Below are 23,661 nucleotides of genomic sequence, written 5' to 3' on the forward strand. Positions count from 1 at the left end.
CCGCGAGGCTGCGTTCGGCTGCATGGCAGCCGTGAGTCCAGCTGACGCGGCCTGCCTGACGTAGCGCAATGACTGATTTTACGACTGCTTCGCAGCCGAACGCAGCCTCGCGGGCTCGGCAGCTGCTACAAAGGGTGTCGCGGCTGAAATTACTTAACTGACTGGCATTAGCCATGATGGGTGAGGACTTTTGGTCGTTTTGGTTTGCTTTCTGGCTTCTGGCCGGCCCAATCTTGCTGGGCTGTGTAAGTATTGCATTTACTCTGTATCTGAGCCGTCATCATCTGGATGCTTCTGAGGATATCGAGAACTTTCCGCCTCACCTGAAACGTCTTCTGGTCATCCATGTAGTGGGTGTGAGCGTTACTCACATTTGGATGGCGATTACATACGTGCTACTGAAATTCAGATAATTTGATGGACGAATTCAGGGGGCATTGAAGCACCAAACGGAAAAAAAGCCCCGCATCCTCCATGAAAGGACGCGGGGCAAAGGCTGTTGAACGAGAGGTGAGGATCGTTTACGCCCCGACGAGCAAACCATGAACGTGATTTGTGTCAACGCTCCTCGAGATCCATTTAAAGCCGTAACGATCCTGGTTCAAAGCTAATAAGAATCAAAAATATTCCTCAACGAGCCAGGCGCACAAAAACACGATCATTGATTTGTATCGTGACAATTCAAATAGCAATTGATGCCTTGTCGAGACAGCGAAGTTAGTTCACTCAGGCGTGGCTCCGTGCAAATCCACCTGCCTGAGCTTGCAGTTTTCGGATAGCGCAGAAAATCAGTTCCAAGCATTATTCACGGTGTCCAAATCAAAAACCGCGGGTCATCCAGCAATGCTTTTCCTTTGTTTGATTCAATTTATTCCTCTGACAGGCAGGGCTGTTTGCCGCACTGCACGCCACTGAAACGAGCCATTCCGGCATTGTAAATGCGACACACAGTGCACCTTGCGCTTGGCCCTCATCTTCGTTCGCCTCCCAGACCAGAATGTACCGAGCCAAATCCGGCCCCTATACTCAGGCCAGTACCGCCTGAACGGAAGATTTCTATGAGCCACACCTTCAAATTGAAAAATGGCGCTGTGGCAGTATTCGACCCAGACAGCGCCGTGCTTTCCATTACAACACCCCATGGAGATGTACAGAATTCCACGCTAGGTAGAGCTGAGTCGCGTCTATTGGACCTGCTGCTCATGGAGCCAGGTGTCACTAAAAGCCGTGACGAAATCATCGACTACACCTGGAATGACCGTGTGGTGGCCTCCGGCAGTTTGAATCAAACCGTTTTCTCACTACGCAATATTCTTAATGACGGTCGAGATCACGAGATTTTGATGACTGTTCCTCGACGAGGATATTGCTTCAACCGACACTGTGTCGTCGATGTGCAAGAAGATGTACCAGTACCCTCAGAGGAAACTGCGCAGCCACCCGCTCCCGTCACAGAACAACTACCGCCAACCGGTAGTGATGAGCGGCCTGCACCCTCAGTTAAAACCAGTAAATCCACCCGCATTACGAAGGCTCAACTGATCGCTTATGTCGTTACGCTGGCAGTCGGAGCCTTCACTATTTTTCAATTCGACTTCGACATGCCAAAAATTGAAATTTCCAGCGTTGACAAGAATGGACTGGTCATCCATGCCGTAGGCAATGATCTGGCCGAGGCACAAGCGCTGATGGATCTGTCGGCCAAGCAATCTGAACAGCTACCGCCAAATCTGAAGGGTCAAGTCTGGATCAACCTGTATAAAGCCAACTATTCCGTTTCGTGCATTCGCCCGGATCTGAGCACTGCAAATTTACAATTAAATAGCAGCGAAAGAGACCTCGCCTTGATGATTCGTCAATGTCTGGAAGTCACCTTATGAAGTTTGAAATTCCGCAAGTCATTCACTGGCCGCTTATAGTCTTGATTAATGCACTCTGTATTTTCTCCTTTGTTTATTCGCCTTCGCACTACATGGAAAACACCAGTTATCAAACAAAAACCCGGCAATGGCTGGAAGATCTCAATCAACTCAACACCGAAGAGTACCTCACTATCGGGCATGGTCGACTCACGGGGACCACGCTGGAAAGCCTGAATGGAAAAATCCGCAATGCGACTATATCGGCGAATATAATCGGAGAAAGCAAAACACACGTCCAGATCAAAGTCAGCAACGTCAAGCTAAGCCAGGACAATGAACTGTTCGCCATTGAAAAGACCCCTGACCTGTTCTTCAGACGGCAATACGTCTTGCAAGAAGGTGCCATTCTAAACTACGAATTGATTCCGACGCCGGACAAAAACGCCGTGTGTTTTTACGTACACGAACTTGGCCGCTTGCGCTGCATGAACCATTGATCGGCTTCCCGCACTGACTCGACACCCGCCTGGTACAGGTTCATATCAAAGAATTCTCCACTCCAAAAATAACAGTTATTGATTTGAATCAGATGGCGCCCCAGCAAAAAATCCCTCGCCGATAATCTTTGGAATCGAGCCTGCTTGATTCTCGTCCGGGACAACGCCTTATACAGGGGAATCAAGTGAAAGCCATGCATTTCCTGCGAGCCAATAAATCGACGACTTTCGGATTCCTGGCAGTCTTGTTTCTGTCTGCAATGCCACTTTATTCGTTGGCGCATGACGAGCACTCCGTCGAAAGCACGACAATTGAATATTATGAAATTCAAACAAACCCGGATGACAGCCAGAAACAGTCGCATCTGAAAATTCATAGTGAGAATGAGTATCATACGGACGAGCAGGACAGTGATTCTGCTCTCCCTACCCCGCCACAAGGTGATACCGGCACGAGTTACGCCAACACGCGCATATTCCTTTGAGACACGTGGTGTTCGCCGAGGCAGGCGGTGACTGCCCCCTTCTGACGACCTGGAAAATATGAGTTATTGACTTTGGCGGGCACCATCGAAGTGAGATTATTTACAGACCAAGCCATGGCAGAGATGCAGCTGACACCAGGTTCTGCCTGAATAAACTGTTAATAAGGAAATCACCTCGATGCTATTGAAAAACTTTGTCACCGTGTCGTTTGGTTTATTGCTTTCTCTCAAGGCCATGGCCGACGACAAGGGCGTCTACAGTGCCAAATTGACGAATGTCGAAACCAACAAGAAGGCCCTAAATGCTGTGAAAGCCAACTATCAGGTAAAAACCGGTTATCGTATTGACGACTTTTACTCCTTTACAGCTGCAGCCATTGACCCGATGAAACCCCAATCGCAGATCTTCAGTTCGAAAATTGACCCGCGCAACGTTCAACACATGGACGACTCACCATTGGACAACAAGTACGCATTTTCGGCAGAGCTGGAACTGATCCGGGGACTCTGACAACCCGTTCAAAGCCAATGGCAATGGGGTCGACTCACCGACAGAACGGACGCCGTATCGCGTATCCTCTCCATGACTGCCCGTCAGGCTTGACCCTAATCATTTAACAGATGAGCCTTCAATTTCATGAGTATCGCACCGCCCGACGAGATCTTTCATTTGTCTTCTGCCTTGCCGAGCCAACTGAATAGAACAATAGGCAAATGGGAAATGAGCCTTATTCCGACCGAGCATGAGGCGCGCATTCGGCAACACAAGCTCTTTCACAGTGCCGAACTCCAGTGCAGTCGTCTTGAGTTCGACTCATCCCTCACCCTGGTCAGTTCTGTCCCTGCCGGATTCGTGACATTCGCCATTTCGCAGGCCCCGATTGGACGCCCCGTCGTAAACAATCACAAACTACGGCCTAACGAAGTCATCGTACTGCACAGTGATGAAACGGTGCATTACACCTGCGAACCGAATGAAACACTTTTCACCATCACCACAACACTGGAAAACTATGACCGGTGCCGCCAACATCACTCGGTCATCGATATACTTGCCAACAGAACAAAACACTGTTTCCAGGCTGAAAACTTTCAATTCATACGATCTGCCATTCAAGCCATCAGCGTTTCCTGTAACGACATCAACGACGCTGGCACGGTACTTTCTTCTCTATTGCAGGCATTGACGCCCGCTGGCGGCTTCAGCCGTAAAGTCCCGACAAGAAGAAAAGTGGCGATAGAAGCCATAGAGTACATTCATGAAAACACAAAAAAAGCGCTCACTATAAAATCACTCGTAAGGCAACTTGAAACCACAACCCGCACCTTGCACTTTGGCTTTATTGAAACGTTCGGGATGTCGCCAATCGCGTATATCAGGAACCTGAGGCTCGCAAGCGCCCGTCTCGATCTGATAAACAAAACCTGGCCCACCGTGACAGAAACCGCGATGTTCTGGAACTTCCATCATCTGGGCCGGTTTTCCAAGGCGTATCAGATTGCATACGGAGAGACACCGTCGGAAACGGCCAGGCGCAACTCAGCCAAGCCCAGGAACACGACCTCCTCCGTTTACAATCAGGTCGTTGACGGGCTTTTATCAAAACCCGGCAAATAACGATTAATAATTACGTTTTACCAGGCACAGGTACCCACAATTGCTTATTTGCCCGTCCAAGGAGATAAGCATGCATCATCGAATAAACACACTGCCACTCAAGCAGAAAATCGCCCTGTGCATTATCGCCTATGCAAGCGGCATCTTGTTGGCCGGGGTAATTGACTGGTACTGAAGACGTTTAATCCGCGACTACAAGGTGCACAGTGAAATATTGATACCTCGGGGTTTTCGATGGTTGCCATATATAAAGCGTTACTTGGAAGGCACGCAGTCACTGTATGCCTGATTGCTGCGACGGGCTGGGCCGCATGGTTCTGTGCTGGAGGACTGGCGGAGCCAATCATTTCACGGAAGTTGAATAACGTTTATGCCGATCTGCGTGCTGCTCAGGTAGAGCCTAATGCGCAGATCGACAAAGTACTGGAAGCCCTCGGCGATCTTGATCGTTCGGGTGAGGAATGCTCCGTCGAGCAATACTCACAACTGGCCGAGCTGGTTAAAAACCTGCGATTTGTTGATCAAGCGGCAATCGAGCTACCCAATGGCAAGATCTGTTCTTCCTACGGACAAGAACTCCCGTCATTACTGGCCGGTAACGTCAAGCGCAAGTTCTCCGTTGGAAAACGAACCTACTGGGTCGATTCTGGCCACACAGTTTCTGCGGACACCGACTTTATCATTGTGTCGGAACAATCAACCTACGTCTGGGCAAACAAGAAGATCCTGCTCGACAACTTGAAGTTTCCCGAGGACCTGCAACTGGACCTCATCGGCCCCGGCGGCGCTGTGCCCATTGCCTCTACGGGTGCTCAGCCGCTGAAGATGCAGAAGCCGTTCCACCTTGAAGAACTGGTGACCTCGGCAGACAAGGTCCTGATCGCCTTTGCGGGCAAGCGAAATGAACTGATCTGCGTCATTTCTCTTCCGTTGAGTTACCTGACAAGTCTCAAATTCAAATTATTCCTTGGCCTCGTGTGCGTGTTCGCAACGCTGCTCTTCCTCGCAAGGTGTACTCAACGGCATTACACCTCTACTGCGGTACGGCTTCGCAATGCCATAAAAGCCAACACGCTGGGTGTTCACTACCAGCCTATCGTCAATTTGACGACGGGCTATCTGGAGGGCGCCGAAGCACTTTCTCACTGGAGCGACAACGGCACCCATGTGCCTGCGGATGTTTTCATTGCGGTGGCGGAAAAGTCTGACTTGATCCGCAAACTGACGCGGTCGGTGATTCGACAAGTGGCGGAGGATTACAGCACCTACCTTTGGGCGTGCAAGGACTTCTACATCACGGTCAATCTTTGCGCCCAGGATATTCAGGACCCCACCTTTCCAGATTTTGTGGCCAGCCTGCTGGCAACCTACCGCATGCCTGCGTCCGCCATGACTTTTGAAATCACCGAAAGGACCTTGCTCGATCAGAAGCCTGCCGCCATGCAATTGCGACGGCTTCGTGCGTGTGGTCATCGCATTGCCGTGGACGACTTCGGTATCGGCTATTCCAACCTCTCGCTCCTGGATTCAGTGCCTTTCGACATTCTGAAAATAGATCGCTCATTCATCGCAGACGACAAGATCGCGGCCAACGACGCCTTGTGGCGACACATTGCCCGGTTGGCCAAGTCGCTACGACTCAAGGTCGTGGCCGAAGGTGTCGAGAGTCAGCAGCAACTGCCGCATCTGGTTTCGGAGGGGGTTGTATTGGCACAAGGCTGGTTGTTCTGCAAAGCGCTACCCATTCAAGCGTTGGCAAGACGCTACTTTCAATGTCCGGCAAACATCCCGCCTTGCGACTCAAAAATATCAATCAATGACTTCTATTAACCCCTCATGGCCCCTCAAATGCTCGCCGAACCCTAACACCTGACAAACCTGAACAAGGACTCCACTACACATGCTACTTCGAAACCTTGGCTTCGCTTCACTGCTATCGTTGCTGACTTTTCAGGCGCTCGCTGATGACAAAGGTTTGTATCTTGGAGCTGGCGTAAGCAACATCCAGACCGACGAATCCAAGTTGGACGACGACGATACTAGCTACAAGGTTTATGCAGGGTATCGCGTCAATAGCTACCTGGCCTTCGAGGGCGCCTACGTCGATCTGGGTCAATTCAAGGACAAGAATCTCGATTTCGAAGGCAAATCGGCTCAGGCTGCCGCCCATGTCGGCTTCCCGTTGGGCGATCGGATGCGGGTATTCGGCAGTGTCGGTGCTCACGCCTGGGACGCCGACGGCAATGCCACCGACGACGATACCGGGGTTGATCTGACCTACGGTGTCGGCCTGGAGGTCGATGTCTTTCGCAACATCGGCCTGCGCGCCGAATACGAAGTTCTGGAGGTCGGAGAGATCAACCTGAATCAGACGACCGCATCCGCCTATATGCTTTTTTAACACCGCTACAACCGAGCGGCCTCCCCCGGTCGCTCATCGCACTCGCCGCAATGCTCGTCCTCCTCCTGCCAGCCCCCCTGCCATTACTTCAACGGTTCCTTCGATTCCTGCGCAGGTGCCATGTACCACTTGTCCCTGGGCACCCATTTCTCTTGCTGCGGATCACCCAGATAGTGCGGCGACATGATCTGTACGCCGTACTCGTTGAACACATCCTGGATGTTGGCGTGCAGCATGCTCAGCAGCACCGCCCGTGGCCGTGGCTGACTGGGGATGGCCTGGGCCACCAGCCGGTACTCGGGATAGAAATCCGACAAAGCCGTCTGGAACACCTGCGGCGGTGGGGTTTCGAGGACGCCGGGCGTGCGTTTGGCGGCTTCCAGCAACATCCCTTCGACCTGTCGCCAGGGGGTGTCATAGCCAATGGTGACCACGGTGTCGACCACATAACCGGGGCCTTGTACCACCCGCGAGTAGTTCTTGGTGACCGTGCCGGTGATCATCGAGTTGGGCAGGGTCAGTACTTCGCCAAGGCCGGTACGAATGCTCGTGGTGAACATGCCCAGTTCAGTGACCGTCCCTTCGTGCTCGCCAATGCGCACGAATTCACCGGGTCGCAGGGTTCGGGTGTACGTCAGGATCAATCCGGCCGCCGCCTGCCCGACGACGCTGGAAGCACCCAGCGAAATCATCAGGCCGACCAGCACCGACAAGCCTTTGAACGCATCGGTACCGGCACCCGGCAAGTAGGGATAAGCCATGGCCAGGGCAAACAGCCAGATCGCCAGCGAAGTCAGGCGCTGAGTCGGCTTCAGGGTTTCATGGTTCAGCCAGTTGAAGGTCCCGGGCGTGGCCATGCGCCGCAGTATCCGGCGAGAGAATGCTGTCGCGCCTCGCGCAATGAAAAAGATCGCCAGCGCCACGCCGAGCCCGGGGATGGCCCCGAGAATCCCTTGCAGCAAATAGTCGACGACTTCCAGCAGATAGCTGTTAAGGCTTTCACCCCAGGGCCGGGTATAGGGAAAACGCGACAGGACAAACCCCAGCCACTCGTAAGTGAGCAGCAACACGATGACCCAGCGCAGCAATTCCAGCACGCGGCTGACCAATGGATAGAGGAAGTTGGCGTCGATCAGCGGAACCCGCCCGACCTTCAGGGCCTGGGTGTGCCGATGCATCAGGTCGGGCAGTTTTTTCAGCAGTTTGCGCCGCAGGACCACCATGCCGAACAGCAGTGCGATGTAAACGCCGGTGGCGATCAACGCGGTGACTACGGAGCGCAGAATCAATTGCAGGCTACGGGCTTCCCGGGTTTCGGCCACGACCTGGCGCAGCTTGCCAGCCGCGGCTTCGGCGGCCTGCTGTACCGACTCGTATTCGGTCTCGTCGAAGTCCTTGGGCGAAACGATAAAGGCGCGTCGGTTTCCCAGCAGCACCATGTAGCTTTTCATGATCGGGTCGAGGGTGACATTGAGGTCGACGGCGTCATCCAGCGCCTCACCGATCACCACTTTCGCCCGTTTGACCCGCGAGGCCGGGGCTTCACCGAGGATGGTCGCGCGAAACACCATGATGCTGCGGTTGGCCACTTTCAATTCAACGGGAGCATCAACCGCTTTCGGTGCATCCTCGGCCCACAGTTGCACCGACCAAAACATCCCGAAAACAGTAAACATTACAGCGAGCAGCCTGCTCCGCATGTGTCGGATCCTTACTTCACAAAATTCAGATCGAGGGTACGTACCGCAGCGTAGTTCACCGATGAACGGTTGTCAGATTGCAGGAGCGAGCCTGCTCGCGATAAACCAGAGAACACCGCGGGGCACCTGCCAACCCGCGTTATCGTTGACGACCATCGTCGGATCGCCGCCCGGAGCGAGCTCGCTCCTACAGTTACAGTGTGTTCAGTACCTGATTCAAGGGTTGACCTGGTAACCCTTGCCCTGCAAACAGCTGGTGTAAGCCGTCGTGGTGTTCGCCTGCGTGGTTTTCGATTGCTCCCGGCGTTCCTGGCGCTGACGTGAACCGCCGACTACGACACCAGCCGCCGCCGTCTCCTTGGCGCGGTTCTGGCGGTAGTCCTGTTTCCTGTCATCGTCGACTCGATCATAAGCCTCGTCGTGCTGATTGCCGCGCACCTGGGCAGCCGTCGCGCCCGCGGCGGCCCCCACAGCAGCCCCCTTGACCCGCCCGCCCGAAGGCGTGGAAGTCGTCGAGGCGCTTTGGCTGGCAGCGATGCTGTTGCATTCGTTGATGTCGGCCTGGGTTTGTTGCGAACTTTGCCCTTTCATCGGCACCACTGTTTGCGCCCATCCAGGGGCACTCAAAACCGACAATGCGAGGCACAGACTGATGGGTGACAATTTTTTCATGATGACCTCCGGATGAACCTGGTTCACCCCCAACAGGAGTTTAGATCAGCCCCCGTCGGCCACCCGGTTACTGACCGGCGGTGGGCCCAATCTCCATGACCAGTCGGTCGTCGACCCAACGCACGGGCACGGCCTCCAGTTGCGCGCCTTTACACGGGCCGTCGATGCAGTGCCCGTCGTCGTAACGAAACATCGCACTGTGATGGGCGCACATCAGAACCTTGCCGCGCCAGGTGCAAAACTGCTGCGGATTGAAGTCCAGCGGCACCGAGAAATGCGGGCAGCGGTTGACGTACACCCACACCTGTTCGCCCTGACGCACCGCCACCAGCCCGGCGGGATGCAATTGCTGGTGCTGCGGCAGCCCCAGCGCCCCGCCGTCGGCGATGTCTTCGAGTCGGCACAAGGTAATGGTGTTCATGGAAAACCGCGCAGTTCCGGGTTGCCCAGGCTCCAGTGCCAAGGGCGGATCTGGATGCTGGCGAACAGGCCCGCCTGCACGTACGGATCGTCCTGCATGAACGCTTCCACCTCCGGCAAGCTACCCGCCTCGATCACCAGCAACGTGCCGTTCATCGCCGCACCGGCATCGTCAAGCATCGGACCGCCGAGCCGCACCACCACTCGATGGTCTCCAGTAGCACGCAAATGCGCCTGATGGCTGGGCCGCAAACGCTGGCGCAGTGTCTGGCAATCCGTATGGTCGATGGCAAATACCGCAAAGAACTGGCCCATGATTCACGCTGATTCCATGACAAATTCATAACACGCCCGCTTGAACGGCACTTGCATACCCAGCCTGGCGGACACATCGTCGTGGGTGTTCAGGTCCTCATAAATCACCTGCAACGACTGTTTCACCCCAAACACTGCATCGGATTGCAGATACGGATCATCGTGATTGAACAGGTGCGTGACCAGTTTGCGATAGCCCGGCACCTCGATCATGAAGTGCAGATGCGCGGGCCGCCACGCATGCCGGTTGGCGGCATCGAGCATGCGCCCTACCGGGCCATCGGTCGGTATCGGATAGGCCACCGGGACAATGGTGCGAATCGCAAAGCAGCCATCCGCGTCGGTGCGATAACGCCCGCGCAAGTTGCCGAAAGGCTGTTCTGTGTCCTGTCCGGAATACATGCCGTTTTCGGCGGTCTGCCACACGTCCAGCACCGCTCCGGCCAAGGCATTGCCATGAATGTCGACCACGCGCCCGCGCACCAGCGCCGTTTCGCCGGGCGTGAAGGCCATGTTTTCGCCGAACTCGCGATCCGGCATGCCGTCGATGTAGAACGGTCCGAACACGGTGGTTTCGGTGGCCGTTGCGCTGTGGCGATGGTTGATCGCGTCGACCAGCATCGAAACGCCCAGKGTGTCCGACAGCAGAATGAATTCCTGGCGCACCAGGCCATCGCACTTGTGCCCGGTGTCGGTCAGGAAACCAATGCCTTCGAACCACTCCTGTTCGGTCAATTCGACCTCACTGACAAACGCATGCAGGTGGCGAACCAGGCTTTGCATGATCTGTTTGTAGCGCGCGTTGGGCGCGTCGTTGAAGCTGTTCACCGCCTGTTGGGAGATCAGTGACTCTATGGCTTTGTCTTGATCGGTCATTGTTGTTATTCCGACGTGGATAAAAGTGGCCGGCAGATCAGGCTGGGGCCTGACCTGTCAGGGCACGGTTCAACAACGCCTCAATCGGGCCTTGTTCGAACGGCCGCGGGTTGTAGTAAGGGCTGGCACAAGCGATTTGTGCGGCTTCGGCCGGGCCGTTTGCCGGAAAGCCGATGTCCGCCAGGGCCAGTGGGATGCCCAGTTTCTGGTTCAGCGCGTACAACAAGGCACCGACCTCGCTCACTTCGCTCCCACCCAATGCGCGGGCGGCCCGTTGCAGCGGGCCCGCCGCCGCTTCGCGGTTGTAATGCGCGGCGTGGGGCAAGACGATGGCGTGCGCCTGTGCGTGGGGCAGATTGAACGTGCCGCCCAGGGTGTGACAGAGCTTGTGGTGCAAGGCCATGCCGACCGAGCCCAGGCAAATGCCCGCCAGCCACGCGCCATACAACGCCTGGCTGCGCGCCTCGGGGTCATCGGGATTGCTGACAACGCCCGGCAAGGCCTGCGCCAGCGAGCGAATCGACTCTTCGGCCATGAAGCCGATGATCGGGTTGGCATCCTGGGCGTACAGCGCTTCGACGGCATGGGCCATGGCGTTCATGCCCGAGCACGCGGATATCTGCGTGGGGAGGGTCAGGGTCAATTGCGGGTCGTAGATGACGGTCTTGGGCAAAACTCGAATATCACGTCCGGTTTTTTTCAGGCGGTTTTCGGTAAGCCCGTAGATCGGCGTCATCTCGGAACCGGCGTAGGTGGTCGGTACCGCCACGATGGGCAGGCCGGATTCCATCGCGATCGCCTTGCCCAGGCCAATGGTCGAGCCACCGCCGATGGCCACGCAGCAATCGGCGTCCAGCCGCGCCGCCTCAATGCGCGCCGCTTGCGCCACTTCCAGCGGAACGTGCATCACGGCTTTGGGATAGACACCGGCAGCACGATCACCGAGCAGCGCAGCGACCTGTTCGCCGAGCCCGTGCTGTTCCGGTGTGGTGAGGATCAGCGCGCGCCGCGCACCCAGCCGTTCAATTTCCTCGGCCAGCGCCGAAAGCTTGCCCCAGCCGAACACCACACGGGTCGGCAGGCTTTGGTAAACAAAAGGATTCATGGCAGGCCTCAGCGTTTGTAGTACGCAGGGATGTTGGCATCGACGTTGACCCAGACCGAACGGGCTTCGGTGTAATCGTGGATCGCTTCGAAGCCCATTTCCCGGCCATAACCGGACTGACCGACACCGCCAAACGGACTGCCGGGGTTGACCCGTTTGTAGCAGTTGATCCAGCACATGCCGGCGTGAATCGCGTCGGCTATTTTGTGTGCGCGGCTCAGGTTCTGCGTCCACAGGCCGCTGCCTAGTCCGTATTCAGAGTCGTTGGCGATGGCCAACGCTTCTTCGTCGGTGCTGAAGCGCACCACGGTGACGAACGGGCCGAAGACTTCTTCCTGGAAAACGCGGTCACCGGGCCTGGCCTCGACCACTGTCGGCTCAACATAAAATCCATCGGCCAACACTTTATCGTCCGGTGCCTTGCCGCCAGCGAGGACCTTGCCGCCCTGCTCTATCGCGATGTCGATGTACGCCAATACCCGGTCGCGGTGCAGCGCCGAGGTCAGCGGACCCATTTCGGTTTCCGGGTCCAAGGGATCGCCCAGGCGGATGGACTTGGCCAGGGCGATGAAACGCTCCAGGAACTGGTCGGCGATGTCTTTGTGCAGAATCAGCCGCGAGCCGGCGATGCAGGCCTGGCCCTGGTTGTGAAAGATCGCCCACGCCGCGCCGTTGACCGCCGCGTCCAGATTGGCGTCCTCGAACACGATATTCGCGCCCTTGCCGCCCAGCTCCAGCTGGATGCGCTTGAGGTTGCTTTTGGAGGCTTCGACGATCCGGCGCCCGGTGGCGGTCGAACCGGTAAAGGCAATCTTGCCCACGTCGAGGTGTTCGGCCAGCGCTTGCCCGGCGGTATGGCCGTAGCCCGGCACCACGTTGACCACACCTTTGGGGAAACCGACTTCCGTCATCAGCTCGACAATGCGCAAGGTCGACAACGGGGTGATTTCCGAAGGCTTGATCACGATGGTGTTGCCCGCCGCCAGCGCCGGGCCCATTTTCCAGCTGGTGAACATCAGCGGGAAGTTCCACGGCACGATCTGCCCCACCACGCCAATCGGTTTGCGTTGCACGTAGTTGAGAAACCCGGCTTCGACCGGAATCACCGAACCCTCGATCTTGTCGGCCATACCGCCGAAATAACGGAAGCACGCCGCCGTACGCGGCACGTCGAGGCCACGGGAGTCACGGATCGGGTGCCCGGTATTGAGGGATTCGAGCTGCGCCAGTTCTTCACCGCACTCTTCGATCCTGTCCGCCAGTTTAAGCAACAGGCGTCCGCGCTCGGCGGCCCCCAGGGCCGACCAGGCCGGGAAGGCACGCTTGGCGGCGGCGACAGCGAGGTCGATGTCAGCGGCTTCGGCGGCAGCGATGCGGGTGATTAAAGAACCGTCGTGGGGCGATACCACGTCGATGGTGCCGCCAGCGACCGCATCCACGAAACGGCCATCGATATAGAGCTGATTTTGCATAATGGTTTCCTCGCACCGCGCGGCTGGCGCAGTGTTTGACGAAGTGATTGCTGAACGCTTTGCCCGGCGCGAGGCCGGGCCGGACACGAGGTCCTAGAACTCGATCGGATACGGCTTGAGTTCGCCGCTTTCGTAGCGTTGCGGCAGGTTTGGCGTGGCGTTTTCCCAGACCATCAGCATCGAGCGCTTGGTCGAGTAGCCCTGGTGACGGATGTCGGCGGGCATGGCGCAGATGTCGCCGGCACGCATGGTGATGCGCGCACGGGGATTGCCGTCGTCCTTGTCGCCGACGTCCCAGATGATTTCGTCGGACATCTGCAAGAACCATTCGATGCGGTCGTTGCCGTGGAACACCGGCAGGATGAATTCCTCGGTGGTCGGGCAGAACAGGCTGGCCTTGCACACCGAGGTCACCGACGGGTTCCAGGTCACGTCGGAGCGCGACAGGTACTTGAACAGGTTGAAGGCATGCAGTTCGCCTTCGAAGCCTTCGGCGGCATGGACCTCCGGTTCGTCCTGCGGCACATCGATGAACTGGCGATTGACCGGCAGGTCGTCACGCAGCGGCGAGTCATCCTTCAGGCCCGGCATGCGTTTGGTGGCGATGCGGGAGCGCTCGATGGCTTCGATGTTGTCGCCGTTCTTGCGACCGAACGCGCTACCGGTTTCTTCCGGGGCGGCGAAGGGGTCGAAGGTGGCGTTGGTCCAGTCCCGCAGGATCGCCTTGAAGGTGGCCATGATCAGCGGCGTTTCGAAGTTTTCGGTGTAGTTGACCCCCGCCGCCTTGAGCGTGCCATTGAAGGTACCGGCGTACAGGTCGACCTTGCCGTAGTAGTTGCGGGTACCGATGACGTGGTCAAAGTTGACCCAGCCATAGAAAAAGCCCCAGGCCACGTCGCGCATCATGGCGCGCAGGAAAGCATCGACCGGGATCAGGTGCGAGCGGGTCTGGCCTTTGGCCGGCCAGGTGATGCGGGCGAAATACTCGTCGCGCGACAGTTCGAAGGCGCCGAGTTTGTATGAGCGGTAGCCGGTAATGGCGTGGGGTGCGCTGGCCTGGACTTCATCGTCGGCAAGGTGGGCGGTGTCGGCAGCGGTTTCAAGCATGGCCATGGCGGAATTCCTCTTGTTTTGTGGGTGGGACGGTCGGGAGCGGCAGATCACTTGAAGCAGATGTCTGCCCATTTCTCGACCGACAACGGGCCTTTGATGGTCTGCTGCAGGATCACGCCCGGGCGACTGGCTTCAAAGCGATAGGCGGTGCCGACTGGCAACAGGCATTGATGGCCGCGCTTGAGCAGCACGTAGCCCATCGGTTTTCCCGCAGGTATCTCACCGGCCAGGTGCGTACCCTCACCGGCTTTCAACGGCGCATCGAGCTTGAGAAAATCCACGCGAACTTCACCGTCCATGACAATGGCGAACTCGTCGTGCGCTGCGGTGTACCAGGGCGACTGGCCTTCGGCACGGATGGACTCAACGACGTAGCCGAGGTTGAAACCGACCACGACTTTCTCATAAGGGAGGGATTTATCCGCCACTTCGAAAATGTTGGAAAAGGCATAGTGGCTGGCCTGGCCGCTGATGATTTCAACCGACCCTTTGGTGTAGTTGTCCAGCGAGCCGAAGACCGTTTCGATTGCAGCGCTACTCATGGTTTTCACCGTTTTGTTGTTGTAGTAACAGTGAGCCAACAGTACGTCGCGCCACCTCGGCGAACAATTAGAGGACCGGCGACAACAGTGTTTGCGAAACGCAAACACTGGAGCCTGCGCAATACTTGTGGGAGCGGGCTTGCTCGCGAACAAGATCTATCAGTTGACTCAGATGGCGACTKACACACCGCTTTCGCGAGCAAGCCCGCTCCCACAGGTTTAGTGTATTCGCCAGGGCTCTGCCTTTCAGCGGACCCAGCCACGTTCCAGCAAGGGCTTGTCCCAGCATGGCTCATCGCCGAAGTTGTCCACCAGAAAGTCGATCAACGTACGCACTTTCAAGGCCCGACGCTGGGTGGCGGGATACACCGCCGAAAAATTGAACGAGGACAGTGCGTAATCCGGCAATACCGGAATCAGCCGGCCGCTGAGCAAGTCATCGCTGGCCACCAGGGTCGGCAGGCAGACAATGCACACCCCGGTCTGCGCGTAATCGCGCAGCAGGTGCACGGAGTTGGAGCGCACCTGGCCCGGCAGACTCAGCTCCACTTGTTCGTCGTCGCGGGTGAAGATCCAGCGGTTGCGCGACGGATAGCCTTCGTACAAGGCGATCTTGTGTTGCAGCAACTCCTGGGGATGGGTCGGCACGCCGAACTCGCCGGCATAATCGGGCGACATACAGAACAATCGGCGCACGCTGAACAGCTTGCGCTCGATCAGGGTTTCGGCCATGGGCGGGAACATCTGGAACGCCACGTCGAAACCTTCTTCGATGGGGTCCACCACCCGGTCGTTGACGATCACGTCCACTTCGATGTCCGGGTACAACCGCGTGAACTCGGCCAGCATGCGGCCGAAGTGACCGATGGCAAACCCCGGCAACATCTGCACGCGCAATTTGCCGGTGGGTTTGGCGCGCAATTCGCGCATATGCTCGGTCAGCGAGTTGAAACCCGCGACCATGTCCGCGCACTCCTTGTAGTAGGTCTCGCCCACTTCGGAAAGCCGCACATGGCGCGTGCTGCGATGGAACAGCGGTGCATTGATGAATTGCTCCAGCTGTTGGATCCGGTGGGTGATCACCGAACGGGTCACGCCCAGTTGCTGGGCCGCCTTGGCGAAGTTGCCGGTTTCGGCAACCCGCACGAAGGCTTCGACACTGAGTAAACGATCCATGGGCAGGTACTCTGGAGGCTTTTGTTCTTATATGAATAGCGAGGTTAGCCTGTCGCTCCACATCCAGGGCGAAAACCTGCCTGTAGGAGCGAGCCTGCTCGCGATGGACTTGAGRACKCCGCGGGGWGTCAGGTACCCAGCGTTATCGTTAACGTCCATCGCGAGCAGGCTCGCTCCTACAGGTCATGGCCGGGCGGACAATCGTCGCTGCATCGGGAAAACCTGCCAGCCCAGGCGTTCGCTGATCAGTCCCCACACCCCTTGCGGGGCCTTGAGCATCATCACCACCGCGACCACGCCGAGGATGATCATGTACACCGCACCGTATTGCGCCAGGCAGCCGCGCAACACGAAGTAAATCAGCGTGCCAATCAACGGTCCTTCGAGGGTGCCGATGCCGCCGATGATCACGATGAAGATCACCACCGCTGTCCAGTCCTGCAGGTTGAACGCGGCGTCCGGGGAAATACGCAGCTTTTGCAGGAAGATCAGCGCCCCGACCACACCGGTGCAACCGGCGGCCAGCACGTAAACCATCAACTTGGTTCGGAACGTATCCACCCCGAGGCTTCCGGACGCCGGTTCAGAATCACGAATCGATGCCAGTGCCAGGCCCTGACGCGAGCGCAGCAGAAAAAACACGACGGCCACGGCGGCAATGGCGATGGCCAGCGCAGTGAAATAGATCAGCGTTTCGCGCCCGTCCCGGTCATTGCCGATCTGCCGCACAATCGCCGCCGGCAGGCTTTGCCCTGAACCGCCACCCAGACTGCTCATCTGCGCCAGGCCCAAACGGAAGACCTCCGCCACCACCCAGGTACCGATGGCGAAGTAGGCGCCACGCAGACGAAACACGATCAGCGCTGTGGGTATCGCCAACAGCGCCACCAACACGCCTGAAAGCAACACCGCGACCAAGGGCGGCACACCGAATTGACTCGCCAGCATAAACAACAGATAGCCGCCCAGACCGACGAAGGCCTGCTGCCCTACCGAGACCATGCCGGCGTAGCCCGCCAGCAAGTTCCACATTTGCGCCAATGCCAGGTAATAGGCGAACTCCACCACCAGGCGCAGGCTCGCCCGGTCGGCCCACAAGGGTGCACTGAGCAAGATCAGTACGCACAGGCCCAGCAACGACAGGCCGATGGTGCTGCTGGTGGTCGTGCGTTGTACGCGAAACCTGAGCGCGGGGTTGTTCAAGGCATTCATCAGTCGACACTCCGGGGAAACAGGCCACGCGGGCGCACGACCAGGATCAGCAGAAACACAAGGTGACCGGCGAGGATTTGCCAGCCGGGATCGATTTTTGCCCCCAGGGTTTGCGCAACGCCGAGAATCACCCCTCCGGCCAACGTGCCCCACAGGCTGCCCAGGCCACCGATGATCACCGCTTCGAAACCGTACAACAGCCGCGCCGGCCCGACCGTAGGATCAAAACTGGTGCGAATCGCCAGAAACACACCGGCAATCGACACCACGGCCATCGCCAGCGCCATGGCCAGGCCGAAAATGTGCGAGTTGTTGACGCCCATCAGCCGTGCGGTGTGCTGGTCATCAGAGGTGGCGCGAAACGCCCGGCCCAACGATGTTTTGTAGAACAGCAATTGCAGGCCGCCGATGATCAGCAGCGCACTGCAGAACACGATCAGCGGCATCACGCCGACGCTCAGGCTGCCAATGCCGACACTGGCCACCTCAAGGTCACCTTGAGCGAGTTTTTGGCTGTCGGCACTGAAGAATTCCAGCAGCCCGTTCTGCACGATGATCGACAGGCCGAACGTCACCAGCAACGGCGGCAGGATGTCCGTGCCCAGCGTGCGGTTGAGCAACAGCCGTTGCAGCAGATATCCGAAACAGAACATCAGCGGCACCACGATTAGCAAGCTCGCCAACGGGCTGAACCCCAGATGATTGACCACCATCAGTGCCAGGTACGACGCCAGGACGATGAAATCGCCATGGGCGATATTGACCAGGCGCATGATGCCGAACATCAACGACAACCCCACCGCGAACATCGCGTACAGGCCGCCAAGCAACATGCCTTGAAGTAAAGTATTGAGCCATTCCATCACTAGATCCCGAAATACGCGGCTTTGATTTGTGCTTTGTCCGCATCCCCAGGCCGACCGGTAAGGGACACGCGCCCTTCCTGAAAGCAATAGAAGCGGTCGCACACACTCAGTGCCTGATTGATGTCTTGCTCGACGAGAATCACCGTGGTGCCGTCAGCCTTGATCGAGGGCAGCGCGGCGTAGATGTCCTTGATCGTCGTCGGCGCCAGGCCCAGGCTGATTTCGTCGCACAACAGCAAATGCGGGTTGGCCATCAGGCCCCGGCCAATCGCAACCATTTGCTGTTGGCCGCCGGACAGCGCGGTGCCGGGACGTTTGCGCAGTTTTTCCAGCACTGGAAACAGCTGATAGATGCGTTTCAGCGTCCATGGCCCCGGGCGTTTGCTGTAGGCGCCGATCAGCAGGTTTTCTTCAACGGTCAGCGAGGGAAACAGCTTGCGGCCTTCCGGCACCAGCGCGATGCCCCGCTCCAATACCTGATTGGCCGCCAGGTCACCGATGGCCTGGCCCTTGAAGTGGATGGCGCCGGGCTGGTTCTTGATAAGCCCGGCGAGTGAGCGCAGGAACGTCGATTTGCCCGCGCCGTTGGAACCGATGATCGCCACGGTTTCACCGGCCTCAAGGGTCAGGCTGATGTCGAATAGCGCTTGAAAGTCGCCGTAGCCGGCGCAGAGTTTTTCAATGGTCAGCATGCGTCAGCTCCCAATGCCCATGTAGATGTCCTGGACCCGGGGATCGGCCATGACGCTGCGCGGCTCGCCTTCGGCCAATTTGGCACCGAAGTTGATCACCGTCAGGCGACTGACCACCGCCAGCAAGGCGTGCACGATGTGCTCGATCCAGATGATGGCGACGCCGGACTTGTGAATGCCTTGAATGGTTTCCACCAGTGCCAGGCATTCCGGTTCGGTCAGGCCACCGGCAATTTCGTCGAGCAACAACAGGCGCGGTCGGGTCGACAAGGCGCGAGCCATTTCCAGGCGCTTGCGGTCAAGCAAGGTCAACGAACCGGCCAGCACGTTGGCCTTGCGCATCAGGCCAGTGAGCTCCAGCGTCTGCGCACACCACTGGCTGGCTTCGTTGTCACGCAGCCGCGCACCAAAGGTCGCGCCCACCAGCAGGTTCTCGAACACGGTCATCTTCACGAACGGATGCGGAATCTGATGGGAGCGGCCGATGCCTTGCTGGCAGCGCTTGAACACGGGTTCGCGGGTGACGTTGCGGCCTTCGAAATGAATCGTGCCTTTGTCCGCCGCCACGCCGCCGGCGATCAGGTTGAACAGCGTGCTTTTACCCGCGCCGTTGGGGCCGATGATGCCCAGTGCTTCACCGGATTGCAGGGTCAGGTCGATGGCATCCGTGACCTTCACCTCGCCATAGCTTTTGTGCACATCGGTCATTTGTAGAAGTGGCTGTTGCATGGTGCACCGGTGTCCTTTTGCGCGATCAATACGTAATGGCCTGCATTTCGCCGCCCAACGGAATCGCCGGCGCGGTGGCATTGCTGGTCACGATCAGGTCGTATTTATTGTCCTTGCCCAGTCGCCACTGGCCACTGACCAGAGGCGTCTTGGCGACGTTCTTGACCGGTCCGCCATTCCAGTTGATCGGGCCGACCACGGTGTTGAGGTTGGTCTTGAGCAAGGCATCGCGGACCGCCTGGGCGTTGCCGATTTCTTCGGTGCGCTTGAGGATGTCCACTGCCAGTTCGAACAGGGCATGCACGAACCCCAACGGTTGCGTCCACTGCTTGCCGGTGGCCTGGGTGAAACCCTGGGCCAATTGGCCGGCACTGGCGCCGGTCAATGACGAGCTGAACGGGTGCGTCGGGCTCCACCAGATTTCGGTCGACAGGTTGTTGCCGGCCTTGCCCAATGCCTCGACTGCCGTCGGGAACAACAATGCCTTGCCCACCGACACGGCTTTCGGATTGAAGCCTTGCTGCCGGGCCTGGGTCCAGAACGTGCTCAGGTCCGGCGGGATGACCACGCCGGTAACGATCTCGACGTCGGCCTTTTTGAACGCGGCAATCTGCGCAGAGAAGTCGTCGGTCAGACTCTGGAAGCGGCCAGGGTCGACCAGTTGAAAGCCCTTTTGCGCCAGTACCGGCGGAAAACCGAGCTTCTGGTCGCCCCACGCATTGCCATCGCCGTCATTGGGGAACAGGCCACCGACGATTTTGTTCGACGGCATCGCCCCCCACATGGCGCTGTAGGTACCGATCACATCTTCCAAGCCCCAGAAAAAGTGGTAAGTCCACTCAAAGCCCTGCTCCGGCTTGCCGCCACGGGTAAAGAACCACGGCTGCCACGGCGCCACCGTGGAGATACATGGAACCTCGTTGATTTCGCATTGGTCGGACACCGGGTTGGTGGTTTCCGGGGTCGACGACACCAGCATCAGATCAACCTGGTCCGAGAGGATCAGCTCGCTCGCCACTTCCGCCGCGCGGTTGGGGTTGGACTGGCTGTCCTTGACGATAACTTCCAGGCGATAGGACTTGCCTGCGACATTGATCGAACTCTTCAGCACTTGCTTGAGCGACTCGATGATGTAGTTGTCGGCGGCCGCGAAAGGTGCCAACGGCCCRGTCTGCGGGCTGACATAACCGAGCTTGATCACCCGCTCGCTGCCGATGGCAAAGTTGAACGGCAGGCTGGACAGCGCCACGCCACCGGCAGCGACGCCGGTGCCGCGCAGGAAATCACGGCGGGAGAAGTCGCGGCCAAACAGGTTCTTATCGTTGTTGTCTGTCATGTAAGTACTCCAAAAGCCTGGACGAACGGGGTCGCCACGTGTGGCCGGGCCATCACGCAGGGTCAGGGATAAAGTAGGGAAATCCGTTTAGAAGAAGAAACTGACGTCGAATGACGCAACCACTTGCGAATCCTTTTCGCCGTCGGCATAGGCATCGCGGCCCGGGCCTGAATGGATGTCGTAGCGCAGTTCCGGGCGCAGGCGCACGTTGGGTGTCGGCGTCCAGGCCAGGTTGGTGGTGACGCCGTAGAAGCTGCCCCAGGTCGGATCGGGAACGCCGGTGTGCGGGTCGATGTTGGCCATCATCACGTGGACCGGGGCGTCGGTGTAGAACCACTCGGCGCGACTGTTCCACATCAGGTTTTCGCTAAGCTTGTGGTACCAGTTAACGTCCGCGCCGTACCAGGTGGCGTCTTTTTTGTTGGCAAACCCGGCGAAAGCACCCTGCTCCTGCTTGCCGTAGTTCAACTCCAGCGCCACGCGGTTGTCTGGATCGATGACTTGCGAAAGGGTCAGATAAGACGCCAGGCGCTTGAAGTCGTCATCCTTGGTGCCCGCCGGCAGCGGCGAGCCACAACTGCATTCGGCGAAGCTGTCGCCAGCACCATTGCCGTAGATGTTCTCCCAGTCGATCCAGGTGCCGAAGTCCGCCGAGCGCCAGCGTACGTTGGCGATCACGTCCGGCGAGTGATTGGGATCCTGCAGGTTGTTCCAGCCCTGGACCACACCCAGTTCGAAGCCGAGCATGCTTTCGCCCGGTTTCGAAGGCAGTTTGAACGAGTACAGCGCTCCGGCATGTTTGGCCGGGCCGTGCATGAATGAATAGGTGTGCGAGTAGAAGTCAGTGGGTGCAGGGGATGGCAAGGCGAAGCCGATTTCGTTTTCCAGCGGCGTGTGGAAAATCCCGATCATCAGATCCGAACCGCCGAGCACCGGGAAGTAAAAATCAGCATACGCCTGGGCAATGGTCAACGCCGGATCTTCGGCCTTGTTGTTGCGGTTGACGCTCAGGTCTTCATCCCAGCCGTAGGTCTTGAAGAAACGCGCGTCCTTGCCGTACAGCGCCGTGACATTGAAACCCCAGTCAGCTTCTTGCGGCATCGGTCCGGGAAACGGTCCGACACGACCGACCACATTGCTCTTGGGTTTCTTTTCCACGGCCAGGGCGAACTGGTTGAGGTTCACACCTTCGTCGGTATTGAAGAAGCTTTGCTTGCTGACGTCATCCGTGCCGTTGTTGTTATAGATCACACCGGCCTGAGCCCAGCCGTAGACCTTGATCCCATGTTCACGCTCAAGGCTGTCGCCGAAGACATTGCGCACCAGCGAACCCATGGGATCGTCTGCTGCCAGAGCCATAGAGGGAAACAAAACGTCGGCACCCAGAACGGGCGCGAACAGGGTTGCTGCGCAAACCCATGCACGAATACTCATACCTGCCTTCCTTATTTTTATTAGGCGCCAATCCCCCGAAGGGGCATGAGGCCGAAAGCAAGGTATGACGTCTTGATGAGCCCTGGCTTGAGCTCCACCCGATCGTTGGCGGATCGTGGTGTTCGGCGTAATGGAGGCTACAAGTCCGCCACTGCACCAACAATTCCATTCTCGGCGACTTCAGTGTTTGCGTATTCAGAACAATGCTGGCGTCGTTGAACTGGGGTATGACCCCAATCACCTGTAGGAGCGAGCCTGCTCGCGATGGCGGCGCGTCAGACGAAATAGACGTCGACTGACACGCCGCCATCGCGAGCAGGCTCGCTCCTACAGGTCTATCGGTGATTTGGAGATTTGTGGTTATTCAGGTGGATCGAGCTGATCCAGCGCCCGGTTCACCGCCAGTTCGCCGAGCATGATGACTTGCGCAATGCCGAGCAGCGCATTGCGGCTGGTTCCTTGCAGATGATCCACCAGATCGGTGGCCATGACATTGGCCGACGCCAGCGATTCACAGGCATGCACCAGCAAGGTTTCGACATTGAGTTCGGGATTGACGATGAACATGGAACCGGGTTTGCGCGGCGTGGCCATGATGCTTGGGCCGGGGTTTAGGTAGTGATCGAGGGCGCGCTCGGCGGCTTCGTGGAGCTTTTGGGAGTCGAGGCTTTCGTACGTGGATGTCGGATCGGTGTCCGGGGGGTTGGGTGTGACTTTGAACATGGATGTAACTCCTGGATGTAGATGAGGAGCCATCAACCTTCGCTACCAAACGAGGGGTGGCGGCCATACGCAGGTTGGTAGACCGGCCCAGGAACCCGGCGCATCCGAAGATGCCCTACGCATGACCACCATTAAGCAGAGACAAAAACTCTGCAAAGCGTGGTGCACTGCGCCTGGATAACCGGGCTACCAAACCCGATCGCTGTTGTTTTGCAGCGACCGGCCAACGATAGAACCCGCCCCCAAGACGCACAAGCCGGCGGATTCTGGCGTAGCTGTAGGCAATGACGCAAGCCGACGTAGCTTGCGGGAAGTAACGCTGACAGCCGTTAAACAGATCTCAAACAGCCGGCTGCAAAACATCTGTCTGACACAAAAAAACTGTGGGAGCGGGCTTGCTCGCGAAGGCGGTGTG

General features: G+C 57.8%; 24 protein-coding genes. 7 read left to right on the forward strand and 17 right to left on the reverse strand.

Annotation, left to right across the window (positions count from 1 at the left end):
* Positions 1 to 1,058: 1,058 nt before the first annotated feature.
* The 7 genes from AB4Z35_RS27475 (at position 1,059) to AB4Z35_RS27505 (ending at position 6,863) form a co-directional block, all read left to right on the forward strand.
* The gene (locus AB4Z35_RS27475) at positions 1,059 to 1,880 is read left to right on the forward strand and encodes a winged helix-turn-helix domain-containing protein (RefSeq protein WP_442100580.1); all 822 of its coding nucleotides are present in this window, start codon (positions 1,059 to 1,061) and stop codon (positions 1,878 to 1,880) included.
* On the forward strand, positions 1,877 to 2,359 hold the full coding sequence (locus AB4Z35_RS27480; RefSeq protein WP_442100581.1) for a hypothetical protein: 483 nt from the start codon (positions 1,877 to 1,879) through the stop codon (positions 2,357 to 2,359). Before AB4Z35_RS27475 ends, AB4Z35_RS27480 begins: the two co-directional genes overlap by 4 nt.
* 194 nt (positions 2,360 to 2,553) lie before the next feature.
* On the forward strand, positions 2,554 to 2,844 hold the full coding sequence (locus tag AB4Z35_RS27485) for a hypothetical protein (RefSeq protein ID WP_442100616.1): 291 nt from the start codon (positions 2,554 to 2,556) through the stop codon (positions 2,842 to 2,844).
* Between the two features lie 178 nt (positions 2,845 to 3,022).
* Positions 3,023 to 3,355 carry a hypothetical protein gene (locus tag AB4Z35_RS27490; protein ID WP_442100583.1) on the forward strand — a complete coding sequence of 111 codons (333 nt, stop codon included), beginning with the start codon at positions 3,023 to 3,025 and terminating at the stop codon, positions 3,353 to 3,355.
* Positions 3,356 to 3,481: 126 nt separating this feature from the next.
* On the forward strand, positions 3,482 to 4,462 hold the full coding sequence (locus tag AB4Z35_RS27495) for a helix-turn-helix domain-containing protein (RefSeq protein WP_442100584.1): 981 nt from the start codon (positions 3,482 to 3,484) through the stop codon (positions 4,460 to 4,462).
* Positions 4,463 to 4,696: 234 nt separating this feature from the next.
* Positions 4,697 to 6,292, forward strand: coding sequence for an EAL domain-containing protein (locus tag AB4Z35_RS27500; RefSeq protein WP_442100585.1), 1,596 nt, complete (start codon positions 4,697 to 4,699; stop codon positions 6,290 to 6,292).
* A 70-nt stretch (positions 6,293 to 6,362) separates the two neighbouring features.
* Complete coding sequence (locus tag AB4Z35_RS27505) at positions 6,363 to 6,863, forward strand: outer membrane beta-barrel protein (protein ID WP_007997957.1); 501 nt, start codon at positions 6,363 to 6,365, stop codon at positions 6,861 to 6,863.
* A gap of 83 nt (positions 6,864 to 6,946) precedes the next feature.
* On the opposite strand, the gene AB4Z35_RS27510 is transcribed toward AB4Z35_RS27505, so the two are convergent.
* From AB4Z35_RS27510 to AB4Z35_RS27590, 17 genes are all read right to left on the reverse strand, one after another.
* Positions 6,947 to 8,563, reverse strand: a complete 1,617-nt coding sequence (locus tag AB4Z35_RS27510; RefSeq protein WP_442100587.1) for a mechanosensitive ion channel family protein — start codon at positions 8,561 to 8,563, stop codon at positions 6,947 to 6,949.
* Between the two features lie 216 nt (positions 8,564 to 8,779).
* Positions 8,780 to 9,235, reverse strand: coding sequence for a hypothetical protein (locus AB4Z35_RS27515; protein WP_442100589.1), 456 nt, complete (start codon positions 9,233 to 9,235; stop codon positions 8,780 to 8,782).
* Positions 9,236 to 9,302: 67 nt separating this feature from the next.
* Positions 9,303 to 9,656: a Rieske (2Fe-2S) protein gene (locus tag AB4Z35_RS27520; protein WP_442100591.1), complete on the reverse strand. Its 354-nt coding sequence runs from the start codon at positions 9,654 to 9,656 to the stop codon at positions 9,303 to 9,305.
* The gene (locus AB4Z35_RS27525; RefSeq protein WP_442100593.1) at positions 9,653 to 9,970 is read right to left on the reverse strand and encodes a YciI family protein; all 318 of its coding nucleotides are present in this window, start codon (positions 9,968 to 9,970) and stop codon (positions 9,653 to 9,655) included. Before AB4Z35_RS27525 ends, AB4Z35_RS27520 begins: the two co-directional genes overlap by 4 nt.
* 3 nt (positions 9,971 to 9,973) lie before the next feature.
* Complete coding sequence (locus AB4Z35_RS27530) at positions 9,974 to 10,846, reverse strand: dioxygenase family protein (RefSeq protein ID WP_442100595.1); 873 nt, start codon at positions 10,844 to 10,846, stop codon at positions 9,974 to 9,976.
* Between the two features lie 37 nt (positions 10,847 to 10,883).
* Positions 10,884 to 11,951: a maleylacetate reductase gene (locus AB4Z35_RS27535; RefSeq protein WP_442100597.1), complete on the reverse strand. Its 1,068-nt coding sequence runs from the start codon at positions 11,949 to 11,951 to the stop codon at positions 10,884 to 10,886.
* 8 nt (positions 11,952 to 11,959) lie between these two features.
* Complete coding sequence (locus AB4Z35_RS27540; RefSeq protein WP_442100599.1) at positions 11,960 to 13,423, reverse strand: aldehyde dehydrogenase family protein; 1,464 nt, start codon at positions 13,421 to 13,423, stop codon at positions 11,960 to 11,962.
* A gap of 93 nt (positions 13,424 to 13,516) precedes the next feature.
* Positions 13,517 to 14,536, reverse strand: a complete 1,020-nt coding sequence (locus tag AB4Z35_RS27545; protein WP_442100601.1) for a hydroxyquinol 1,2-dioxygenase — start codon at positions 14,534 to 14,536, stop codon at positions 13,517 to 13,519.
* Positions 14,537 to 14,583: 47 nt separating this feature from the next.
* Entirely contained in the window at positions 14,584 to 15,078 is a 495-nt protein-coding gene (locus AB4Z35_RS27550) for a hydroxyquinol 1,2-dioxygenase (protein ID WP_442100603.1), read from the reverse strand.
* Between the two features lie 246 nt (positions 15,079 to 15,324).
* Entirely contained in the window at positions 15,325 to 16,254 is a 930-nt protein-coding gene (locus AB4Z35_RS27555; RefSeq protein WP_095966002.1) for a LysR family transcriptional regulator, read from the reverse strand.
* A gap of 183 nt (positions 16,255 to 16,437) precedes the next feature.
* On the reverse strand, positions 16,438 to 17,466 hold the full coding sequence (locus AB4Z35_RS27560; RefSeq protein ID WP_007997984.1) for a branched-chain amino acid ABC transporter permease: 1,029 nt from the start codon (positions 17,464 to 17,466) through the stop codon (positions 16,438 to 16,440).
* On the reverse strand, positions 17,466 to 18,329 hold the full coding sequence (locus AB4Z35_RS27565) for a branched-chain amino acid ABC transporter permease (protein WP_442100606.1): 864 nt from the start codon (positions 18,327 to 18,329) through the stop codon (positions 17,466 to 17,468). Before AB4Z35_RS27565 ends, AB4Z35_RS27560 begins: the two co-directional genes overlap by 1 nt.
* 2 nt (positions 18,330 to 18,331) lie before the next feature.
* On the reverse strand, positions 18,332 to 19,024 hold the full coding sequence (locus AB4Z35_RS27570; RefSeq protein ID WP_007997988.1) for an ABC transporter ATP-binding protein: 693 nt from the start codon (positions 19,022 to 19,024) through the stop codon (positions 18,332 to 18,334).
* A gap of 3 nt (positions 19,025 to 19,027) precedes the next feature.
* The gene (locus AB4Z35_RS27575; RefSeq protein WP_442100608.1) at positions 19,028 to 19,753 is read right to left on the reverse strand and encodes an ABC transporter ATP-binding protein; all 726 of its coding nucleotides are present in this window, start codon (positions 19,751 to 19,753) and stop codon (positions 19,028 to 19,030) included.
* A 25-nt stretch (positions 19,754 to 19,778) separates the two neighbouring features.
* Positions 19,779 to 21,089: an ABC transporter substrate-binding protein gene (locus tag AB4Z35_RS27580; RefSeq protein WP_442100610.1), complete on the reverse strand. Its 1,311-nt coding sequence runs from the start codon at positions 21,087 to 21,089 to the stop codon at positions 19,779 to 19,781.
* An 87-nt stretch (positions 21,090 to 21,176) separates the two neighbouring features.
* Positions 21,177 to 22,523 carry an outer membrane beta-barrel protein gene (locus tag AB4Z35_RS27585; RefSeq protein ID WP_442100612.1) on the reverse strand — a complete coding sequence of 449 codons (1,347 nt, stop codon included), beginning with the start codon at positions 22,521 to 22,523 and terminating at the stop codon, positions 21,177 to 21,179.
* 360 nt (positions 22,524 to 22,883) lie between these two features.
* Positions 22,884 to 23,246 (reverse strand): DUF6124 family protein, encoded by a 363-nt coding sequence (locus tag AB4Z35_RS27590; protein WP_442100614.1) that lies wholly within the window; start codon positions 23,244 to 23,246, stop codon positions 22,884 to 22,886.
* Positions 23,247 to 23,661: the final 415 nt, after the last annotated feature.

This window comes from Pseudomonas sp. KB_15 (assembly GCF_052114525.1).
Classification (GTDB): Bacteria; Pseudomonadota; Gammaproteobacteria; order Pseudomonadales; family Pseudomonadaceae; genus Aquipseudomonas.